The sequence below is a fragment of the Streptomyces sp. NBC_00289 genome (genome assembly GCF_041435115.1).
Taxonomy (GTDB): domain Bacteria; phylum Actinomycetota; class Actinomycetes; order Streptomycetales; family Streptomycetaceae; genus Streptomyces.
Genome location: NZ_CP108046.1, coordinates 1,531,302 through 1,550,133 on the forward strand (window position 1 = coordinate 1,531,302; position 18,832 = coordinate 1,550,133).

The 18,832-nt window shown below is 70.2% G+C and carries 17 protein-coding genes and 1 tRNA gene; 7 read left to right on the forward strand and 11 right to left on the reverse strand.

Annotation, left to right across the window (positions count from 1 at the left end; translation table 11 throughout):
• The first annotated feature begins 90 nt into the window (after nt 1-90).
• A complete protein-coding gene (locus OG985_RS07510) occupies nt 91-1,374 on the forward strand; it encodes an alginate lyase family protein (protein ID WP_371667444.1) in 1,284 nt (427 codons plus the stop codon).
• Between the two features lie 102 nt (nt 1,375-1,476).
• On the opposite strand, the gene OG985_RS07515 is transcribed toward OG985_RS07510, so the two are convergent.
• Together OG985_RS07515 and OG985_RS07520 are read right to left on the reverse strand one after the other, a co-directional pair.
• Nucleotides 1,477-1,550, reverse strand: a tRNA-Met gene (locus tag OG985_RS07515).
• Between the two features lie 69 nt (nt 1,551-1,619).
• A complete protein-coding gene (locus tag OG985_RS07520) occupies nt 1,620-2,801 on the reverse strand; it encodes a PP2C family protein-serine/threonine phosphatase (protein ID WP_371667445.1) in 1,182 nt (393 codons plus the stop codon).
• Nucleotides 2,802-3,232: 431 nt separating this feature from the next.
• Between OG985_RS07520 and OG985_RS07525 the strand changes: the two genes are divergently transcribed.
• The gene (locus OG985_RS07525; RefSeq protein ID WP_371667446.1) at nt 3,233-3,679 is read left to right on the forward strand and encodes an SRPBCC family protein; all 447 of its coding nucleotides are present in this window, start codon (nt 3,233-3,235) and stop codon (nt 3,677-3,679) included.
• A gap of 180 nt (nt 3,680-3,859) precedes the next feature.
• Here the strand turns inward: OG985_RS07525 and OG985_RS07530 are convergent, their stop codons facing one another.
• Nucleotides 3,860-4,672 carry an SAM-dependent methyltransferase gene (locus OG985_RS07530; RefSeq protein WP_371667447.1) on the reverse strand — a complete coding sequence of 271 codons (813 nt, stop codon included), beginning with the start codon at nt 4,670-4,672 and terminating at the stop codon, nt 3,860-3,862.
• Nucleotides 4,673-4,838: 166 nt separating this feature from the next.
• On the opposite strand from OG985_RS07530, the gene OG985_RS07535 reads away from it, so the two are divergent.
• The 4 genes from OG985_RS07535 (at nt 4,839) to OG985_RS07550 (ending at nt 9,832) form a co-directional block, all read left to right on the forward strand.
• Nucleotides 4,839-6,170 carry a PP2C family protein-serine/threonine phosphatase gene (locus tag OG985_RS07535; protein WP_371667448.1) on the forward strand — a complete coding sequence of 444 codons (1,332 nt, stop codon included), beginning with the start codon at nt 4,839-4,841 and terminating at the stop codon, nt 6,168-6,170.
• Nucleotides 6,171-6,378: 208 nt separating this feature from the next.
• The gene (locus tag OG985_RS07540; RefSeq protein WP_371667449.1) at nt 6,379-7,947 is read left to right on the forward strand and encodes a hypothetical protein; all 1,569 of its coding nucleotides are present in this window, start codon (nt 6,379-6,381) and stop codon (nt 7,945-7,947) included.
• Nucleotides 7,948-8,219: 272 nt separating this feature from the next.
• The gene (locus OG985_RS07545; protein WP_371667450.1) at nt 8,220-8,846 is read left to right on the forward strand and encodes a helix-turn-helix transcriptional regulator; all 627 of its coding nucleotides are present in this window, start codon (nt 8,220-8,222) and stop codon (nt 8,844-8,846) included.
• Nucleotides 8,843-9,832 (forward strand): hypothetical protein, encoded by a 990-nt coding sequence (locus OG985_RS07550; protein ID WP_371667451.1) that lies wholly within the window; start codon nt 8,843-8,845, stop codon nt 9,830-9,832. Before OG985_RS07545 ends, OG985_RS07550 begins: the two co-directional genes overlap by 4 nt.
• Before the next feature lie 240 nt (nt 9,833-10,072).
• Here OG985_RS07550 and OG985_RS07555 read toward each other — a convergent pair whose 3' ends face one another.
• From OG985_RS07555 to urtA, 7 genes are all read right to left on the reverse strand, one after another.
• Nucleotides 10,073-10,936, reverse strand: a complete 864-nt coding sequence (locus OG985_RS07555) for an MBL fold metallo-hydrolase (RefSeq protein WP_371667452.1) — start codon at nt 10,934-10,936, stop codon at nt 10,073-10,075.
• Between the two features lie 185 nt (nt 10,937-11,121).
• Nucleotides 11,122-11,577, reverse strand: a complete 456-nt coding sequence (locus OG985_RS07560) for a GNAT family N-acetyltransferase (RefSeq protein ID WP_371667453.1) — start codon at nt 11,575-11,577, stop codon at nt 11,122-11,124.
• Nucleotides 11,578-11,760: 183 nt separating this feature from the next.
• Nucleotides 11,761-12,453 (reverse strand): urea ABC transporter ATP-binding subunit UrtE, encoded by a 693-nt coding sequence (gene urtE, locus OG985_RS07565; RefSeq protein ID WP_371667454.1) that lies wholly within the window; start codon nt 12,451-12,453, stop codon nt 11,761-11,763.
• 5 nt (nt 12,454-12,458) lie between these two features.
• Nucleotides 12,459-13,280 carry an urea ABC transporter ATP-binding protein UrtD gene (urtD, locus tag OG985_RS07570; protein WP_371674291.1) on the reverse strand — a complete coding sequence of 274 codons (822 nt, stop codon included), beginning with the start codon at nt 13,278-13,280 and terminating at the stop codon, nt 12,459-12,461.
• An 11-nt stretch (nt 13,281-13,291) separates the two neighbouring features.
• Nucleotides 13,292-14,536, reverse strand: coding sequence for an urea ABC transporter permease subunit UrtC (urtC, locus tag OG985_RS07575; protein ID WP_371667455.1), 1,245 nt, complete (start codon nt 14,534-14,536; stop codon nt 13,292-13,294).
• On the reverse strand, nt 14,533-15,420 hold the full coding sequence (gene urtB / locus OG985_RS07580; RefSeq protein WP_371667456.1) for an urea ABC transporter permease subunit UrtB: 888 nt from the start codon (nt 15,418-15,420) through the stop codon (nt 14,533-14,535). Before urtB ends, urtC begins: the two co-directional genes overlap by 4 nt.
• Nucleotides 15,421-15,512: 92 nt before the next feature.
• Nucleotides 15,513-16,766: an urea ABC transporter substrate-binding protein gene (gene urtA / locus OG985_RS07585; protein WP_371667457.1), complete on the reverse strand. Its 1,254-nt coding sequence runs from the start codon at nt 16,764-16,766 to the stop codon at nt 15,513-15,515.
• Nucleotides 16,767-17,172: 406 nt separating this feature from the next.
• On the opposite strand from urtA, the gene OG985_RS07590 reads away from it, so the two are divergent.
• The gene (locus OG985_RS07590) at nt 17,173-17,664 is read left to right on the forward strand and encodes a MarR family winged helix-turn-helix transcriptional regulator (RefSeq protein WP_371667458.1); all 492 of its coding nucleotides are present in this window, start codon (nt 17,173-17,175) and stop codon (nt 17,662-17,664) included.
• Here OG985_RS07590 and OG985_RS07595 read toward each other — a convergent pair.
• Nucleotides 17,621-18,739 (reverse strand): substrate-binding domain-containing protein, encoded by a 1,119-nt coding sequence (locus tag OG985_RS07595; RefSeq protein WP_371667459.1) that lies wholly within the window; start codon nt 18,737-18,739, stop codon nt 17,621-17,623. The two genes, OG985_RS07590 and OG985_RS07595, sit on opposite strands and share 44 nt — an antisense overlap.
• Nucleotides 18,740-18,832 lie beyond the last annotated feature (93 nt).

An 18,832-nucleotide genomic window follows, 5' to 3' on the forward strand; every position in this document is an offset into this window, starting at 1 on the left:
CGCCCACCGCATGCGGCCCGCCTGGGCGAGCGGCCGGACCGCCCCTCGCCCGCGGGCCGTGTTCAGCACCTACCTGATCGGAGTTGATCGATGCGTGCTCGTCCCCGCCTCGGCGTCCTCCTGGCGGCCCTGGTCGCTCTCATCGCGGGCGCCGTACCCGCCGCCTCGGCGCAGGCCGCACACCCCGCGCACACCGCACCGAAGGTTCCGCGCACCGCCGTCCTCGACGGCAGCCGCCTGCAACAGGCGAAGATCCGTCTGGATCGCGGCGACCCACAACTGCGGCGCGCTGCAAGGGCGTTGACGGCCAGGGCCGACGGGTGGCTGAACCAGGGCCCCTGGACCGTGGTCGACAAACCCAGGCCCGCACCCGGCGGCGACGTCCACGACTACCTCAGCCAGGCCCCGTACTGGTGGCCCTCCCAGCCGCCGACCGCCGACAACCCGTGGGGCTGTCCGTACGTCCAGCGCGACGGTCAGCGCAACCCCGAGGTCGACACCGGCACCGACCGCCAGGACGTCGAGAAGGTCTTCGACTCCGCCTACGACCTCTCCCTCGCCTGGTACTACACCGGCGAGAAGCGGTACGCCGTGAAGGCCGGGCAGATCCTGCGCGCCTGGTTCCTCACTCCGGCCACCCGGATGAACCCGAACCTGGACCACGCGCAGTTCATCCCGTGCAAGTACGACGGCCGCGCCATCGGCATCATCGACTTCTCGCAGTCGTACACCAGCGTCCTCGACGCACTCGCCATCCTCGACACCGGCGCGGCCGGCTGGACCAGGACGGACCGCACCGCCATGGCGAAGTGGAACAGCGACTTCCTCGGCTGGCTCCGCGACAGCGACTTCGGCAAGCAGGAGGGTGCCGCAGCCAACAACCACGGCACCTTCTACGACATGCAGCTCGCCGCCCTCGCCTACGCGACCGGCGACAAGGAGCTGGCTCGCCGAACGGTCCTGGACGCCCGCGACAAGCGCATCGCTCCGCAGATCGCCGCCGACGGCAGCCAGCCACAGGAACTGGCCCGTACCCGCAGCTGGCACTACTCGACCTTCGACCTGGTCGCCTACACCCGGCTCGCGGACATCGGCCGGCACGTCGGCGTGAACCTGTGGACGTACCGGGGCCCGGACGGACAGAGCCTGTTCGGAGCGGTGGACTACCTGCTGCCCGCCGCGACCGCGGCCGCCCCCTGGCCGCACCCGGAGCTCGAGTTCCACCGTTACGCGGCTGCCGACATCGTGCACGCGGCCGCCGACGCGGGAGACCCCCGGGCGCGGAAGGCCGTACGCCTGCTGGAGGAACCACCGGGCGGCGATCTGTGGGCCCTGCGTCCGGCAGCGGAGCAACTGGACTCCATCGCGGGTTGACCGGCGTCCTCGCTCCGAGCGCGGTCCGGCCACCCGCCTCCGTTGGCGGTGGTGGGGAACGACACAGGGCCCGGATCGTGAGATCCGGGCCCTGGTCGGCAGTAGCGGGGACAGGATTTGAACCTGCGACCTCTGGGTTATGAGCCCAGCGAGCTACCGAGCTGCTCCACCCCGCGTCGGTGATACCCACCCTACGTCACTCCGGGCGCTTCCCGGACCACCACCCCGCCGGCCCCCGCCGGCCCTCACGGTTCCGGTTGGTCCTTTTGCTGGGGGCCGTGCCAGTCCAGGACCATGACGGTGGCGTCGTCCTTGAGATTGCCGTGGCAGGCGTCCAGCACGGCGGTCGTCAGGGCGCGGACGGCGTCCCTCGGATGCGCGGCGCGGGTGTCGCGGATCAGCGCCGCCAGATCGACCGCTCCCGCACCGCGCTCCTGCATGCCGTCCGTGAGCAGGATCAGCCGGTCCCCGGGGCGCAGCCGCAGTTCCTGCACGCGGAAAGAGGTGGGCGCCGCCACGCCGAACGGCAGGTTCACGGCGAGTCGGACCTCCTCGACGGTGCCGTCGCGCAGCAGCAGCGGCCAGGGATGTCCGGCGTTGACCAGTTCGCAGATGCCCGTCTCGAGCTCGACGCACAGCAGTTGCCCGGTGGCCAGGCCACGGCTGTGGGTCAACAGGGCCTCGTGGGCGCTGTGAGCCTGCGCGAGGGCGTCACAGCCGCTGCGGCGGGCCCCGCGCAGCGCACCGACCAGCAGCGTCGCCAGCAGGGCGGAGTTGGTGTCGTGGCCCATGGCGTCGGTGATGGACAGGTGCAGCATGTCGCGGTCGAGCGTGTAGTCGTACGTGTCGCCACCGATGTCGTCGGCCGGGACCAGCCCCGCCGCCAGGGTGAACTGGGGGGCCTCGCAGCAGGGGGCCGAGGGCAGCAACTGGTGCTGGATCTCGGCGGCCAGGCTCGTCTTGGTGGTGCGCCGGCCCAGGTGGTACAGGTCGGTGAAGCGGCGGTCCGTGACGATGATGTAGGCCAGCGCGTGTGCCGCCTCGGCGACCTGTCCGAGCACGGTGTCGTCGGCGTACTGCAGTGTCACCTCCAGGACGCCGATGCAGTCGCCGCGGTTGGTGACCGGCGTGATGACGCGCCGCCCGCCCTGCCCGTCCGGTTCCGCGTACTGGCGCTGGCTCCGCAGAACCTTGTCGTAGACGCTCCCTTGCAGCTCGATCCGCTGGGCCCGGGCCGGTGTGTCACCCTCGGCCTCCGCGGTCAGGCGCACCAGCCGCTCACCGATGAGGTCGACGAACAGAAACGACACCCGCTCCGCCCCGAGCCGCTTGCGCAGATCGCGCGCGACCACGTAGACGGACTCCCCGGGCGGAGCCGCCTCCGCGGCGGCCAGAAGCTCACCCAGTTCCAGATCTCCACCCTCCACGGCAACCTCCTATCCGTTGTCGCCACTACTTCCCCGTGATTCCTTGACATCACCCAACGAATTCAACGCGGCCGGTCAGGACAGGTTGCGCTCCGGGCAACCGCGACACGGTGCGGGACCGTCGAGGCGGCGGGCGACACGGCGCCGGTGGAGATCCGGCCGGGTGCCGGGCGCCGGGACACGGCGGCTCCGCGACGGCCACGAAAGGGCGTTACCCGTCGTACGCGCGCGGCCTCGCGGTGGACGAGCGCGCATCAGGGTGCGGCCCGCCACACCCCGCCGCGCTCTCCGCCGCGGCTCCTCCGGGCTGCCGACTTGAGCGGCACGGGCGGGGCCGGGCCGATAGGCTGAGGGTGCTTGGCGGACTCGCATGCCCGCACCCGGAGCTCCCTCCCGGACGGAGCCCCGTCGACCGCAGCACAGGAGGAACCGTGGCCGGTCAGTTCGAGGCGAGAGCCGAGATCAACCGCCCCGTCGAGGAGGTCTTCGCCTTCCTCGCCGCGGGCACCAACGACCCCAAGTTCAGCCCCAGGGTCCAGGAGATCACGAAGACTCCGGAGGGCCCGACCGCAGTGGGCACGGTCTTCACGAGCACGGTCAAGGACGCCGGCATGAAGACGGGCCGGAAGTTCCGGATCACCGAGTTCGAGGCTCCCCACCGCATCCGGTGGACGGAGATCTCGAAGAACGTCGTGACGGCGGACGAGGGCGGCTACGACCTGGAAGCCACCGCTTCGGGCACCACCAACGTGCGGATCTTCAACATCCTCGAAGGCCACGGCATCGGCAAGCTGCTGGTGGGCTTCGCGCTGGGTGCGGCACGCAAGGACGCGAACGCGTTCGGGCAGCGGATCAAGACCGCGGTGGAGGCGTCCTGACGGCTGCGGCCCCCAGCTTGTGAGCCGGCGGGCGATCCGTCCGGCGTGGTGGTCGCGGACCGGTCCTGGCGGCGAGCCCCGCGGATCGCCCGGATGCCGGTGAGGTTTCGCGTGGGGCCGACCCGTGGTGCCTCGACGTTCTCGGCCAGGCGCCGCGGGCTCACCGGCCCGTACGGCGGGTTACCGCTGTTTGCGGCCCACGCCCGCGTAGACCCAGTACTGCGACGGATCCTCGGGGACCACGTCGTCCGGGCCCGGACGCCACAGCGGGACGTACACCAGCCCCGGGTCCACCAGGTCGAAGCCGTCGAAGAGGCCGAGGATCTCGTCGTGCGAGCGGGCGGTGACCGGGGACGTGGCCCGGGAGCGGTACAGCTGTCCCACGGCGGCGGCGGTGTCCGGACGGTCCTGGTCCGTCGCGTGCGTGAGCGCCAGCCAGCTGCCGTCGGGGAGCGCGTCCCGGAAGGCGGCCACCAGGCCGGCGGGGTTCTCCTCCGGCGTGATGAAGTGCAGGATCGTGATCATCAGTACGGCGACGGGCTGGTCGAAGTCGATGAGTTTGCGCACCTGCGGCGAGGACAGGACATCGGCGGGCCTGCGGATGTCGGCGTCGACGATGTCCGCGTCCGGGTTGTCCCCGAGCAGCGAGGCGCTGTGCGCCACGGCCACCGGGTCGTTGTCCACGTAGACCACCCGGGCTCCCGGGCTGGCCGCCTGTGCCACCTCGTGCACGTTGCCCTGCGTGGGGATGCCCGAGCCCAGGTCGATGAACTGCCGCACACCGGAGTCGACGAGGAAACGCACGGCCCGCCCGAGGAACGCGCGGTTGGCCCGCGCCAGCGGACGCACCTGGGGGTCGATGCCCGTGAACGCAGCGACAGCTTCACGGTCTATGGCGAAATTGTGCTGTCCGCCCAGCATCGCGTCGTACATCCGGGCAACGCTCGCCTTGTCCGGATCAGCCCCCGGCGGAAGACCTTCACTGTCAGGCAACGCGCAACTCCCCTGTTCCAGAACCGCCTTGACGCAACATCATATAGTTGCCCGGGACGCGCGGCGAGGCCATCTCCTGACCCGCGGCCGGACCCGGTCCCCACCCCGGAAAGGCACCACCCTGCGGTACGAAAAGCCCGGCCCCGGCGAAGACGTGCCGTCGCCGGTGCCCACACGCCGACGGCTCGTCTTCTCCCCCGCGGCCGACGTGATCGGCTCGGAACTCGACCTGCACCTGACCGGCAGGCATGTCGTGCACGCGCTGACGCCCGGATTCTGCGACGCGGCATCCGTGTACCTGCTGGAGCGCTGGCTCCTGGAGGAGAACTCCTACGCCACCGCGGACCCGCCACAGATAGAGGCCCGGCGCCTGGCGCTGCGTGTGGGAGCCGACGCGGCGGAGGACTGGGAACCGGTGCTGCCGGTCGGCCAGGTCATCGTCTTTCCCCGCGAAACGCCCTACGCGCGTGCCCTCGCCACCGGGCAGACGCAACTGCTCGACGCGGTCGACACCCACACCTCCGAGCGGCTCAGCGCGTCCGGGCCGGGCGACGCCCGCATACACGACCTCCTCGAGAGCGCCTCCTTCCTCGTCGTGCCTCTGCAACTGCGGGGAACGGCCGTCGGGTTCATCGCCTGCACCCGCGGCCCGGACAAGGCCCCCTTCCTGATCGGGGAGGCCGTGGCGGTGGAGTCACTGGCCGCGCGGGCCTGCGTGGCCCTGGACAACGCCCGCCGCTACGAACGTGAACGGCGCATGGCCCTCGCCATCCGCAAGAGCCTCTTCCCCGACACGGCACGGACGTTCCCCGGCTGCCACATCGCCCACGGCTACCTTCCCGCCGGGCAGGACAACATCGTCGGCGGCGACTGGTTCGACGTCCTGCGGAGGCCGGGCGGCCAGGTCAGCCTGATCGTCGGGGACGCCATGGGCCACGGCCCCGCCTCGGCCGTGGCCATGATCCAACTGCGTACGGCCGTCCGTACGCTGGCCCGGCTCGACATCCCGCCGGCCGAGCTCATGCACCGGCTCGACGCCCTCGCCTGTGACACACCGGGCGCCTCCTTCGCCACCTGCATGTACGCCGAGTGGGACCCGGACCAACGCACCTGCACCCTCGTCGGAGCCGGTCACCCTCCCCCGCTGATCCGTGGCTCGGACGGACGCAGCACCCCGGTCACGCTCACCAGTGCAGGCCTGCCTCTCGGCATCGGCACGGGCACCTACGAGCCCACCGTGCTGGACGTGACCGAGCCGACGCTGCTCCTGCTCTACAGCGACGGTCTGGTCGAGTCCCGCCACGCCGACATCGACCAGGGCATCGCCCGCCTCGCGCAGGCCCTCGACGCGGGCAGCGCCGACCCCGTGGACGGCACCGAGCAGGACGGGCTGCGATCCCTCTCCCGGCGGCTGCTCGCCCCGTACGCCACCGGTGACACCGGTGTCACCGACGACCGCACGCTCCTGCTGGCCGAGTTGACACCGCTGAAGGACTGAGCGCCGCCGACGGGGCACCGGCCTCGTCCGGGTCCGGCGTCGCCACAACTCCCTCACCGGTCCGCGTGCGCAACGGCAGACACACCCGCCCGCAAAGGGATCCGGTCGCTCCGCCGCCCGGCTCCCATCGGCCCTGTCTGTATCGCCTGCTCAGCCGTACACTGTCAACTCGCAGGTGTGCGGGCGCTTTTGAGCGGGGGAGGCCGCCATGACCGGTGATCAGTTCGGCATGCACGAGCAGGATTTCGTCGTCCCACCCATGCCGTCGGCACCGCCGCCGGCACCCGCCGACGGTGCGCGCGCCGTCGCTGTCGCGGTACTCAACCTCAGCGGCATCGGACTGGGCTACGCGCTCGTGCGCCGCTGGCTCCTGATGGTGCTCTGCTGGGTGGCCACCGCCGCTCTGCTGCTCGCGGCGCTGCCGGCCGACCCGGACGGTGTCCCGGTGTTCGCGGTCGTCCTGTACGCCGTGTTCCTCGTCCTCGTGGTGGCGCACGGCGCGAGCGTGGGCCTGCGCACCCCTCTGGTGTGGCCCGGACGGGCGCCGCTCGCCCTCGCGCTGGGGCTGGTCCTGCTCCTCGTACCGGCCGGAGGTGCCGTGCTGTACGACGACGCGCGGGACGAGGCGGTGCAGCAGATGCTCCTGGACCGGCTGGACCGGGCCGACCGGCTGGTGACGGCGGCCGGGAAGCAGCCGTTCAGCACCGGCGAAGACGGCTTCCGCAAGGCACTCGCGGGCTACAGGGACCTGCGTGCCGACCACCCGGACTCCCGTGCGGCCGAGCGGGTGCCCGCCCGGATGAAGACCTACTACGCGACGGTCGGCGCCGCCTACGCGCGGGGCGAGTACTGCGAGGCGATCCCGCCGCTGACTTTCCTGCGCACGGTTCCGGCAACCCTGCGCGGGACGGACCTCGGGGAACTGAGAACCTGGCCCGACGATCGCCTGGCCACCTCCCTGTACGCGTGCGGGTCGAAGGCGCTCACGGGCGGTGAGGCCACCTGGACGACACAGTTCGGTGAACTGCTCACCACGTTCCCGGAGTCGGGGCCGGCCGCGAAGGTGGAACCGGCCGTGGGCTCCGCCGTCAGCCGGGGGGAGAAGGACCTTCGCGGCGACGACCCCTGCGCCGCGGTCGAGCAGCTGCGCGGTCTCGGCTCCCAGATAGAGAGCCTGCCGGGCGACAAGGCGGACATCGTCGCCGCCCTCGCCAAGGACACCCAGCGGGCGGTGGACAGTGCCGACGCGGGCACGTACACGTGCGGGGTCGACCAGTACCAGGACGGCGACTTCAAGACCGCGCAGACGACCATGACCGAGTACGCGTCGGCCCACAAGAACGCCGGCAACGCGGCCCGGGCGAAGAAGATCGCGATCGCCGCGGAGATCGCCCAGACGGTGCCCGCCGCGGGCAGGCACCTGCCCACGACAAGCACCGGCGGCAGCATCTCGGTCACCGTCCAGAACGACAGCCCGGACGAGGTCACCGTGCTCTACACGGGCCCGGTCACCGGCAGCTTCACCCTCCAGGGCTGCGGCGGCTGCAAGACGTACCCCTGGAGCAGCACCATCACCCCGGGCTTCGAACCGTGCAGCGACAGCGGCAGGAACTACCCGCAGCGCACCATCAACCTGCCCGCCGGCACCACGTACTTCCTGCACAAGCCGAAGGGCGACAGCCTTTCCTCGCCCGCCTCGGACACGGCGAAGATCTCGCCCGGCTACATCTACACCGAGTGCGCCTACACGACGGAACGCCTGGGATCGAGCTTCTGAGCGAACCTCCGCGACGACCGTCCGCCGCCCACCGGGCGGGGGACGGTCGTCGCGTGCCGGTCGCCGCGCGTGCCGGTCGCCGCGAGGCTTCGGCGCGAGCGGGCTCGTCGCCCGGACGGAGCGTCCCTGCCACGGCGGGCGACGAGCACGGGGAGGCCGCTCAGCATCCCTCGCCGGTAATCCGGAGCCGCCGCCCGCGCGGATGGGTGCGGATTCGGAGAGGGCACTCTGCTCGGACTGACTTAGTCTATTTCGACTGGTACAGTTCGACTATGCCACGTCGCGCTCTTGACAACCCCCTCGTACTCGCGGTGCTGGGCCTTCTGCTCGAACAGAGCTCACACCCCCACCACATGCTCTCCGAACTGCAAAAACGCAGCGACAACCACGCGGCCGTGATCACCCGGGGCACCCTCTACAACACCGTTGCGGCCCTGGCCGAGGCCGGGTGGGTGGCCTCGCAAGGACAACAGCGGTCTGGGAACCGCCCGGAGCGGACCGTCTACGCCCTCACCGAAGCGGGACATGCCGAACTCGTACGACGGCTCGACTCGCAGATCCGCAACCCGCAGCGGGAGTTCTCACAGTTCCTGGGAGCCGTCAGCTACCTCGGTGCCCTCGGGCCGAGCGGTGCGGAACAGGCGCTGAGCGAGCGCGGCCGGCGCCTCCGACAGCGCACGGCCGAGGACGAACGGCGCCTCGCCGACGCCCTGGCGACCGGTGTGCCTCGCCTGCACGTCATCGAGGCCGAATACGCGCTGGGGCTCGCCCGCGCGGAGATGGCCTGGATCGACTCCGTCATCGACGACATCCGCACCGGCTCACTCACGTGGCCGGTCGCCCCGGCGGCGACTCCCGCGCCTGCCGACCCCCCGAACGGAGAGGGAGCACCCGCGTGACGCCGAAAGCACCTACCGTCCTGCTCTTCGGGATCTATCCGGGCGGAGTCACCGGAGATGACGCCGGGGGCCTGACCAGCGGCAAACCCGACGACCCGGCACTCATATCGCAATCGCTCGACCGTCTCCAGGGCCGGGCAGACCGCCCCTTCCTCGTACGCGCCTACACGGCGTTCGACACCGCCACCCGGCTCGGCGGGCCGCACCCGATCGCGACGCCCACCGCCGCGGTCCAATTCGCCGTCCACGGACGCCGCTTGGACCTGGTGGCGCAGTACCGATCCGCCGGCGGGGACGTCGCCGGCTACTGCGCCTTCCTGCGGGAGTTGGTCCACCAGTACGGCTCGATCACCAGCACACTGCAGGTGACGGAAGAACCGAACGTCACCTCGAACCCCGTCCTGGACGGTTACTACCCGTCGGTGCGCGAAGCGATCGTTCAGGGAGTGTCCGCCGCCAAGGCGCAGGCCCGCGAACTGGGTCACTCGCACCTGCGGATCGGATTCAACACCACGCCGCTGTTCGGGCCGGCCGCCTCCTTCGTCACCGAACTGACCGACCTCGGCGGGGACGGTTTCGTCGCCGACCTCGACTACGTCGGACTGGACTTCTTCCCCGACGTCTTCCGACCGGTTTCCGCATCCGACCTCGCCGACGCCGTGGAGGGAGTGCTGCGCCATCACCGTGAGTCGGTGCTGACCCCCGCCGGCCTCGGGCACCTGCCGCTGCACATCACGGAACACGGCTGGCCCACCGGACCCGAGCGGCCCGCGCACCGCCAGGCGGAGGTCGTCGACACAGTGGTCTGCGTGATCGCGGCCCAGGCGACACGTCTCGGGCTGAGCGGCTACACCCACTTCGCGCTCCGTGACGCCGACAGCGCGCATCCGGGGCTGTTCCACCAGTTCGGTCTGACCAGCGACGACTACGCGCCCAAGCCCGCCTTCGAGACGATGAGGCGACTGGTCGAACGGTTCAGCGTCTGAGATTCACCCGGAGCACGGATACGGCGTCCTGGAACCGTTCCAGGACGCCGCGCCGCGGTTGCCGCTTCCCGAACCGCGGTGAACCCGCCGTGTCGTAATGGGCACGTTCGGGCACTTCATCGGTGATGAAGCCACCATGCTCGCCCACCCGACGGTGAAGCGGCAGAGATCCTTCCGCCTCGTCACACTCTCTTAAGAACTACGACCGACCGGTCCGCGCATCACGCGACGGCCGGCCCGTCAGTTGTGGATGACGAAGTCGTCGTAGACATGTACGCCCTCGCGGCCCGCGATGTCGTCGACGGCCGCGCGCAGGCGGCGCAGGTGCTCGCCGTTCATCTCCAGCGGTGGCTCGTCGGGCTGGTAGGTGGTGCGCACCGGATAGTCCTTGCCGGGGGTGGTGGTCATCTCGATGTGGCATCCCAGGACATGGGTGACGGTGCGTGTTCCGGCGAAGTCCGCGAGGCGGTGGACGCTGCGCCGGAAGTCGTCCCACCGGTCGACGTACAGACGTCCCCGGTAGACGGTGTCCCCCGTGAGGAGAATGCCGGTGTGGGGGTCGTAGTAGGTCACGGCGGCCTCGTGGTGGCCGGGGGTGGCCAGACATTCCAGCTCGCGTCCACCCAGGTCGAGCCGTACCGCCCGATCCGGATCCGCTGTCAGGCCGAGGAACGCCCACGCCTCGTCGACGTCGGCCCCGACGACCTCGGTGTCGGGGCGGTCGGTGAACTGACCGTCGCCCGCGACGTGGTCCGCGTGTCCGTGCGTGTGCAGCACCAGCAGCCGGTAGCGGTCACGCGGGTGGGCCGAGAGCCAGGCGTCGACCAGGCCGTCGACGACATGACGCAGCGGGAAGTGCTCGGGGTTCTCGGTGGCACCGGTGTCGATGAGGACCGCACGCTCGTTCCCGAACAGCAGGAAGAGGAACGGCGCTTCGTAGTGCACCGCCTTGTTCTGCCGAAGCACGAAGGTGTGCTCGTCGTAGGCGTGGACCTGGATGTCGGGATCCGTGTTGTGCTTCGCCGAGGGCGAGCCGTGGATCCACCGCACATCCAGGGGCCGCGCTGCGGGCACGCGGTGGCCGAAGGCGATCTGGCGTTCCATCCCCCATGTCTATCACCGGGTCGGACGGTCAGTGCCTGCGGAACAAGGCAGTCGCGTCACGGTCCCGGCCGGAACTGCGGTCAGTCCGAGATCGGCGACGCCGCGGAGCCGGACGCCCGCGGCTTCGTCTGCTTCCCCACCCAGTGCACGGATTCCGCCGCGGCCGGCCATGGGTCTCATGCTTGTCAGCGGGGATGACAGTTGAGCGTGCCGAGAGGCCAGTCCTTGGTCAGCCAGGTGGTCACCGCCTCGTGCAGTGGGGCGTCCAGATGGGCGCGGTCGGCCCGTACCCAGGTGCGGACGTCGGTGTCATGGTTGTCGGAGCGGGACGGGTAGATGTAGACGCATCCGATCACCTCGTCGCCGGTGGTCTCGATGACGGTGTAGGTGAATCCGCTGCGCCGGGCGAAGTCGTCCGCGTGACGTCGCAGGTCAGCGAGGTTCTCCTCGGAGGTCATGCCGTTCGCGGGGGGCCAGTCCCGGTCATGGAAGCCCGGGGTCGCGCGGATGTGCTCGATGCTGCCGGTCCAGGCGGCCAGGTCGTCGGCGTTGTGCTGCGGCCCGAGCGGTTCCAGGCGGAATCGGGGGGTGATCAGCTCCAGGGGGACGACGAAGTCGTCGGGGACGAAGGCATGACTCATGACGTCGAAGCTACGCGGTACGGCGTCGGGCGGGCTTCCTATTCGGTCAGGCCGCCCGCCTCGCGCGGAACGCACCGGCCGATGTCGTGGCGGAGCCGCTGGTGAGCGGTCCGGCAGCCGACGCATCCGGACCTCGACCGGATGCGGTGGGCCGCGGTCGAGGTCCGGATGCTTCGCTGGTTCTCAGACGCTGAGCGCGGCGCGTACCGTCTGCTCGGCGGCTGTTCCGCCCGCGCCCGAGGACGTGACGCGGCCCGCCTCGAGCACGTAGTACTGCCGGGCGGCGCGCATGGCGAAGCCGACATGCTGCTCGACCAGGAGGACGGACAGTCCGCCGCGCCGGGTCAGGGCGAGGATCGTCTCCTCGATCTCGGCGACGACGGACGGCTGGATGCCTTCGGTGGGTTCGTCGAGCAGGAGGAGCTTCGGCCGGGTGATCAGGGCGCGGGCGATGGCGAGTTGCTGACGCTGTCCGCCGGACAGCAGGCCGGCGCGGCGGCCGGAGAGCTCGCGCAGCACGGGGAAGAGGTCGAGGGCCTCGGCCACCGCCCCTTTGCCCTCGGGGCGTCCGTCGGCGACGAGTTGGAGGTTCTCGGCGGTGGTCAGGTGAGGGAAGGACTGCTGGCCCTGGGGGACGTAGGCCATGCCGCGGGCGACCCGCTGGTGGGGGGCGAGGCGGGTGATGTCCTCGCCGTCCAGCAGGACGGCGCCGTTCTTCGGCTTGATCAGGCCCATGGCGACGCGCAGCAGGGTGCTCTTGCCGGCGCCGTTGTGGCCGAGGACGGCGGCGACACCGTTCTTCGGGACCGAGACCGTCACACCGTGGAGGACCGTGGTGCGGTCGTAGCCGGCCTGGACGGAACTGATGTCCAGCATGGGTCTCATGCCTCCTCGGCGACGGCGACGGGAGCGACGGGCGAAGCCGGCTCCGGTACGGGTTCGGGTTCGGGTTCGGGTTCGGGTTCGGCTTCCGAGGCTCGGCCCAGGTAGACCTCCTGGACCTTGGCGTCGGCCTGGACCTCGGCGACCGTGCCCTCGCTGAGGACCTTGCCGGCGTGCAGGACGGTGACGCTACGGGCGAAGGAGCGCATGAAGTCCATGTCGTGTTCGATGACGACGACTGTGTGGTCCGCGCCGACGCGCTGCAACAGCTCACCGGTCGCCTCGCGCTCCTCGTGGCTCATGCCGGCCACCGGCTCGTCGAGCAGCAGCAGTCGTACGTCCTGCACGAGCAGCATGCCGATCTCCAGCCACTGCTTCTGCCCGTGGGCGAGGGCGCCCGCCGGGCGGTCGCACAGCGCGGTCAGACCGGTGGTCTCCAGGGCCTTCGCGACCGGCTCGGGAATGCTCCGGCGGCGGCGCAGCATCGTCCACACGCCGCGCCCGGCGCCGGCGGCGATGTCGAGGTTCTGCAGGACGGTCAGTTCCTCGAAGACCGTGGCCGTCTGGAAGGTGCGGCCGATGCCCATGCGGGCGATCTTCTGCACGGGCTTGCCGAGCAGGTCCTGATCGCCGAAGCGGACGGACCCGGTGGCCTTCACCAGACCGGTCACGGCGTCGACCAGGGTGGTCTTGCCGGCGCCGTTCGGGCCGATGAGGAAACGCAGGTCGCCCGGTCGGATGTCCAGGTCGACGCCGTCGACGGCGGTGAACCCGTCGAACGTCACCCGCAGGTCGCGGACGGTCAGCCCCTCCCCTCGCACGCTGTCGCCGCTCATGTCGTCCCTCCGGTCGTGCGAGACCCGGTCTCGCCGGTCGTCGTCAGGGTCCCGGCCTCGCCGATCGCCGCGACGGTTCCGGTGTCACCCGCGGTCGTACGGATGCCGGTCCCGCCCGACTTCGTGCGGATACCGGTCTCACCAGGGGTGGGAGTGGTGGTACGGCGACGCCTGCGCACGACGGTCAGCAGGGAGGCCAGTCCGCCCGGCAGGAAGCCGACCGCGAGGACGAACAGCAGGCCCTGGAGGTAGGTCCACGCTGCGGGGAAGGCGTCCGACAGGGTGCTCTGTGCCCAGGCGACGGCGATCGCGCCGAGGACCGCGCCGACCAGCGAGGCCCGGCCGCCGACGGCGGCACCGATGACGAAGCCGATGGACGGCACGATCCCGATCAGCGCCGGGGAGATGATGCCGACGGCCGGCACGAACAGTGCGCCCGCGAGGCCCGCCATGCCGGCCGCGACGACGTAGGCGACGAGTTTGACGGTGGCCGGGTTGTAGCCGAGGAAGCGGACCCGTTCCTCGGAGTCCCGTACGGCGACCAGGAGTTCGCCGTAGCGGCTGACGAACAGTTGACGGGCGGCGATCATCAGCAGGAGCAGGACGACGGCGATGACGAGGTACACCAGGCGCTGGTTGACGGGGTCGTCCAGCGAGTAGCCGAAGAAGCCCTGGATGTCGGTCAGGCCGTTGGTGCCTCCGGTGGTGGCCTGCTGGCCGACCAGCCAGATGGACAGGGCGGCGGCGAGTGCCTGGCTCAGGATCGCGAAGTAGGCGCCCTTGACCCGGCGTTGGAAGACGAAGAAGCCGAGCAGTGCGGCGACCGCCATCGGCAGCAGTACGGTCATGAGCAGGGCGAAGGCCGGGTTGGCGAAGGGCCGCCACCACCAGGGCAGGGCGTCGCCGGTGCCGTAGAGCTGCATGAAGTCGGGCAGCGTCTCGCCGGTGGCGGCGGCGTCGGCGAGCTTGAGGTGCATGGCCATGGCGTAGCCGCCGAGGCCGAAGAAGACTCCCTGGCCGAGCACCATGAGTCCGCCGCGGCCCCAGGCGAGGCTGACACCGACGGCCACGATGGCGTAGCAGAGGTACTTCGCGAGGAGGGAGAGGCGGAAGTCGGAGAGGGCGAGGGGGGCGACGCCGAGCAGGAGGACGGCGCCGAGGGCGAAGGCGCCGGGTACCCGTAGGCGTGCCGCGAGGGGCATGGCCGCCGGGGTCGCCGCGGACGGGGTCGTTGTCGTCATGCGAGGCTCCGGGTGCGCAGTGTGTACAGGCCCTGGGGACGCCACTGGAGGAAGGCGACGATCGCCACCAGTACGACGACCTTCGCGACGCTGACCGTCGTCGAGTACTCCAGGACCGACTGGAGCACGCCGAGCGCGAAGGCGGTGATGACGCTGCCCTTGAGCTGGCCGATGCCGCCCACGACGACGACGAGGAAGGCGTCGACGATGTAGTTGGTGCCCATCGTCGGGCCGATCGGGCCGACCAGGGTGAGCGCTACGCCGGCCACGCCCGCGAGGCCCGAGCCGATGAAGAAGGTCACGCGGTCGACCTGTCCGGTGGCGATGCCGGACACCTCGGCGAGGTCCCGGTTCTGTACGACGGCCCGGATACGCCGGCCGAGCGGGGTGAGCCGCAGGATGAGGGTGAGGGCGAGGACGCTCAGCAGGGCGAGACCGAGGATGAACAGCCTGCTGTTGGCGAAGGTGACGCCGCCGCCCAGCGAGATGTTGCCGGTGAGCAGGTCGGGGGCGTGGGTCTGCACGTTGGGTGCGCCGAAGACGTCCCGTGCGAGTTGCTGGAGCATGAGCGAGACGCCCCAGGTGACCAGCAGGGTGTCCAGCGGCCGTGTGTAGAGCCGGCGGATGAGCAGCCACTCCAGCAGCGCGCCCATGGTGCCCGCGACCACGAACGCCACCGGAAGCGCGACGAGCAGGGAGAGGCCGGCGTCGCTGATGGACTTCTGGAGGACGTACGTCGTGTAGGCGCCGGCCATGATGAACTCGCCGTGCGCCATGTTGATCACGCCCATCTGACCGAAGGTCAGGGTCAGGCCGAGCGCGATGAGCAGGAGGACGGCACCGATGCTGATGCCGGTGAATGACTGGTTGAGGATGACCGTCATGGGTCGGCTCCGGTTCGGGGACGGGAGTGCGGGCTTGCCGTGGGGGCGACCCGGCCCGGTGAGGGGGCCGGGTCCATCCGTCGGGCCGGGGCTCAGGAGAGGCCGGAGGCCCAGGAGTAGCCCTTGAGGTACGGGTCCGGCTTGATCGGCTTGCCCGAGTTCCACACCTCGGTGATGAGGCCGTCGGAGCCGACCTTGCCGATCCGGGCCGTCTTGTAGACGTGCTGGGTGGTGCCGTCGACGGTGACCTTGCCCTCGGGTGCGTCCAGGGTGATGCCGCCGGCTGCCGCCTTGATCTTGGCGACGTCGAACGAGCCGGCCTTCTCGACCATCTCCTTCCACAGGTAGACGGAGATGTAGGCCGCCTCCATGGGGTCGGAGGTCGGCTTGTCCTTGCCGTAGGCCGCCTGGTAGGCCGCGACGAACTTCGTGTTGGCCGCGCCCGGTGTGGTCTCGTAGTAGTTCCAGGCCGTCAGCTGGTCGGCCAGGTACTGGGTGCCGATGCTCTTGACCTCCTCCTCGGCGATGGAGACGGAGAGGACCGGCATGCTCTTCGCGGTCATTCCGGAGGACTTGTACTCCTTGAAGAAGGCCACGTTGCTGTCGCCGTTGAGGGTGTTGAACACCGCGTCGGCACCGGAGCCCTTGACCTTGTTGACGATGGTGCTGAACTCCGTGGAGCCCAGCGGCGCGTAGTCCTCGCCCATCACCTGCATGCCGTTGGCCTTCGCGTACGCCTTGATGATCTTGTTGGCGGTGCGCGGGAAGACGTAGTCGCTGCCGACCAGGTAGAGCTTGGTCAGGCCCTGCTTCTTCAGGTAGTCCAGGGCCGGCACGATCTGCTGGTTGGTGGTGGCGCCGATGTAGAAGATGTACGGCGACTGCTCCAGGCCCTCGTACTGCACGGGATAGAACAGCGGTGACTTGTACCGCTCGAACACCGGCTTGACGGCCTTGCGGCTGGCCGAGGTCCAGCAGCCGAAGGTGGCGGCGACCTTGTCGTCCGTGATGAGCGCCTCGGCCTTCTCCGCGAAGGTCGGCCAGTCGGAGGCGCCGTCCTGGCTGATGGGCTTGAGCTTCTTGCCCAGGACGCCACCGGCGGCGTTGATCTCCTTGACGGCGAGCAGGAGCGCGTTGTGGACCGTGACCTCACTGATGGCCATCGTGCCCGACAGCGAGTTCAGCAGACCGACCTTGACGGTGTCGCCGGACGTGTCCGCCTTGGCGCCGGAGTCCGACGCCGTCTCACTGCCCGTCTTGGCGCCACAGGCGCTGAGAGCGGCGGACGCGCCGGCGGCCGATATACCTGCGAGAAGACCGCGTCTGCTGATGCTGATCCCGGACATGCACAACCTCCTTGCCCCGAAGGGCGATGCGATAAGAGCGGAAGGGCTCCGTGGCGGAGCCCGGGGAGGGAATGGAGGTGAACGCGCTTCAGAAGCGGCGGCGTTGACGCACGGGTTCCCCAGCCGTTCCGGGGTGACGTCCGGGCTGGTTGCTGAAGTGCGACCACAGCCTGCGAGGAAACTGTTTCCACTGCGTTTCCGCGCAATTGAAGAACAGTTTCCAGAGGAAGTAATCAAGTGGCCCAAAACTGTGATGTCGTCACGGGAGATACAGGGTTGACAGCAGTGCGGTATTGGCAATTAATGCTTCCTGCCGAAAGGATCAGTTTTCCGCTTTCCCTTGTCGCGGGCCGGGTGATCGACGGTAGGCTCGGGTACCGGCCGACGACACGAGCGGAGGAGCGCGATGCCGAGACGGCCCCAGGAACTGCTCTACCTGCTCACCCGGACCGAACGTCTCGCCGTGCGCCGAGTGCGGTCCGTGCTGGACGAGTTCGACTGCACCGTCGAGGCGTGGCGGGTGCTGGATCTGCTGTCCGACGGACAGGGCCACAACATGACGGCCCTCGCCGACCACGCGTTCCTGCCGGCGCCCAGCCTCACCAAGCTGGTCGACCAGCTCGTCGACCAGAACCTGCTCTTCCGGCGCGTCGATCCCGCCGACCGGCGTCGTGTGCTGGCGCATCTCACCCCGCGCGGTAAGCGGCGCTGGCAGCTGCTGGCCCGCGAGGTGCGGGCCGACTGGGGCGAGTTGGAGACTCCGCTCACGGACGAGGAGACGCGGCGGCTGGACGAGCTGCTGGACCGGCTGGCGGGGACGCTGGAGGACCCGGGCACGCGCGGTCCGCGGCGCGTCACAACAGGTGGTCAGGAGCGCGGAGTTGGGCGAGCACGTTGAAGTCGAGCCCGTCCGCCTCGGCCAGGTAGATGCGCTGGCGCACATGCCGGTCGTGGAGACGCAGCAGGCCGCGCGGCCCTTCGTAGGAGACGGTTTCGGCGGCGGCCGAGATCGCGGAGACGTCCAGGGTGCGGGCCCGCTCGATGAGTGACGCGAGCAGCAGCACCCCCTCGTAGCAGGATTCGCCCAGGCTGCCGGGGGCCGGAGCGTCGAGGCCGAAGCGGCCGGCGTACTGGCCGTGGAAGTCCAGGGTGTCCTGGTTCGCCAGCGAGGCGAAGAATCCGGCCGTACTGAACAGGTCGGCGGTCGCCTCCGGACCGCTGGCCATCAGCATGTTCTCGTCCATCAGTGTGCTCAGCCGCAGGCAGCGCCGGTCGAGGCCGGAGGCGGCGAAGGCCCGGTTGAAGCGGACCGCGTCGCTGCCGACCAGCAGCATCAGCACGCCGTCCGCGTCCGCGTGCTCGATGCGCCGCAGCACGTCATGGAAGTCCTCGGCGCCCAGCGGGAGATAGGCCTCGCCGCAGACCCGCCCGCCGCCGCACGCGCGGGCGTATCGGCGGGCGGCCCGGGCGGTGTGCCGGGGCCAGACGTAGTTGTTGCCGACGACGAACCACCGCCGCACCTGCCGCGTCTCGGCCAGGAGCCGCATGGCGGGCAGGAGTTGCCGGTCGGGCGTCTCGCTGGTCAGGAAGACACCGTCGGTGTGCTCGCCGCCCTCGTACAGGGCGGTGTAGACGTACGGCACCCGGTGCGCGATGCGGGGCGCCACCGCCTGCCGGACCGAGGAGATGTGCCAGCCGGTGACGCCGTGCACCACGCCCGTCGCCACCAGTGCCTCGACCTCGTCGGCGACCTGCCGCGGATCGGCGCCGCCGTCGACCTCCAGCAGCCGGACCTCCCTGCCGAGTACTCCGCCGCCCTTGTTGACCTCCTCGGCCGCGAGCCGGGCGCACGCCTCACAGGCGGGTCCGAAGATCCCGGCAGGCCCCTGCATCGGGTACACGAGCGCGACGTTCAGGGTCGAATCGTCCGCCGTGAACCACTCGGGGGTGTCAAGGCTGAGCGGCCACTGCATGGCCACATGATTGCCCGCCGGCCAACGACGCCCAAGGACTGTCCGGGATCGAGACCGTTTCGTAGGGATCGACACCCGTCAACAGCCGTGGAC

Coding starts and splice junctions, on each gene's coding strand:
- urtC (WP_371667455.1), bottom strand. CDS start 14,536: ATGACGACAACGACCCCGTCCGCGGCGACCCCGGCGGCCATGCCCCTC.
- OG985_RS07595 (WP_371667459.1), bottom strand. CDS start 18,739: ATGCAGTGGCCGCTCAGCCTTGACACCCCCGAGTGGTTCACGGCGGAC.
- urtB (WP_371667456.1), bottom strand. CDS start 15,420: ATGACGGTCATCCTCAACCAGTCATTCACCGGCATCAGCATCGGTGCC.
- OG985_RS07510 (WP_371667444.1), top strand. CDS start 91: ATGCGTGCTCGTCCCCGCCTCGGCGTCCTCCTGGCGGCCCTGGTCGCT.
- OG985_RS07590 (WP_371667458.1), top strand. CDS start 17,173: ATGCCGAGACGGCCCCAGGAACTGCTCTACCTGCTCACCCGGACCGAA.
- OG985_RS07555 (WP_371667452.1), bottom strand. CDS start 10,936: ATGGAACGCCAGATCGCCTTCGGCCACCGCGTGCCCGCAGCGCGGCCC.
- urtA (WP_371667457.1), bottom strand. CDS start 16,766: ATGTCCGGGATCAGCATCAGCAGACGCGGTCTTCTCGCAGGTATATCG.
- OG985_RS07560 (WP_371667453.1), bottom strand. CDS start 11,577: ATGAGTCATGCCTTCGTCCCCGACGACTTCGTCGTCCCCCTGGAGCTG.
- OG985_RS07540 (WP_371667449.1), top strand. CDS start 6,379: ATGACCGGTGATCAGTTCGGCATGCACGAGCAGGATTTCGTCGTCCCA.
- urtE (WP_371667454.1), bottom strand. CDS start 12,453: ATGCTGGACATCAGTTCCGTCCAGGCCGGCTACGACCGCACCACGGTC.
- OG985_RS07545 (WP_371667450.1), top strand. CDS start 8,220: ATGCCACGTCGCGCTCTTGACAACCCCCTCGTACTCGCGGTGCTGGGC.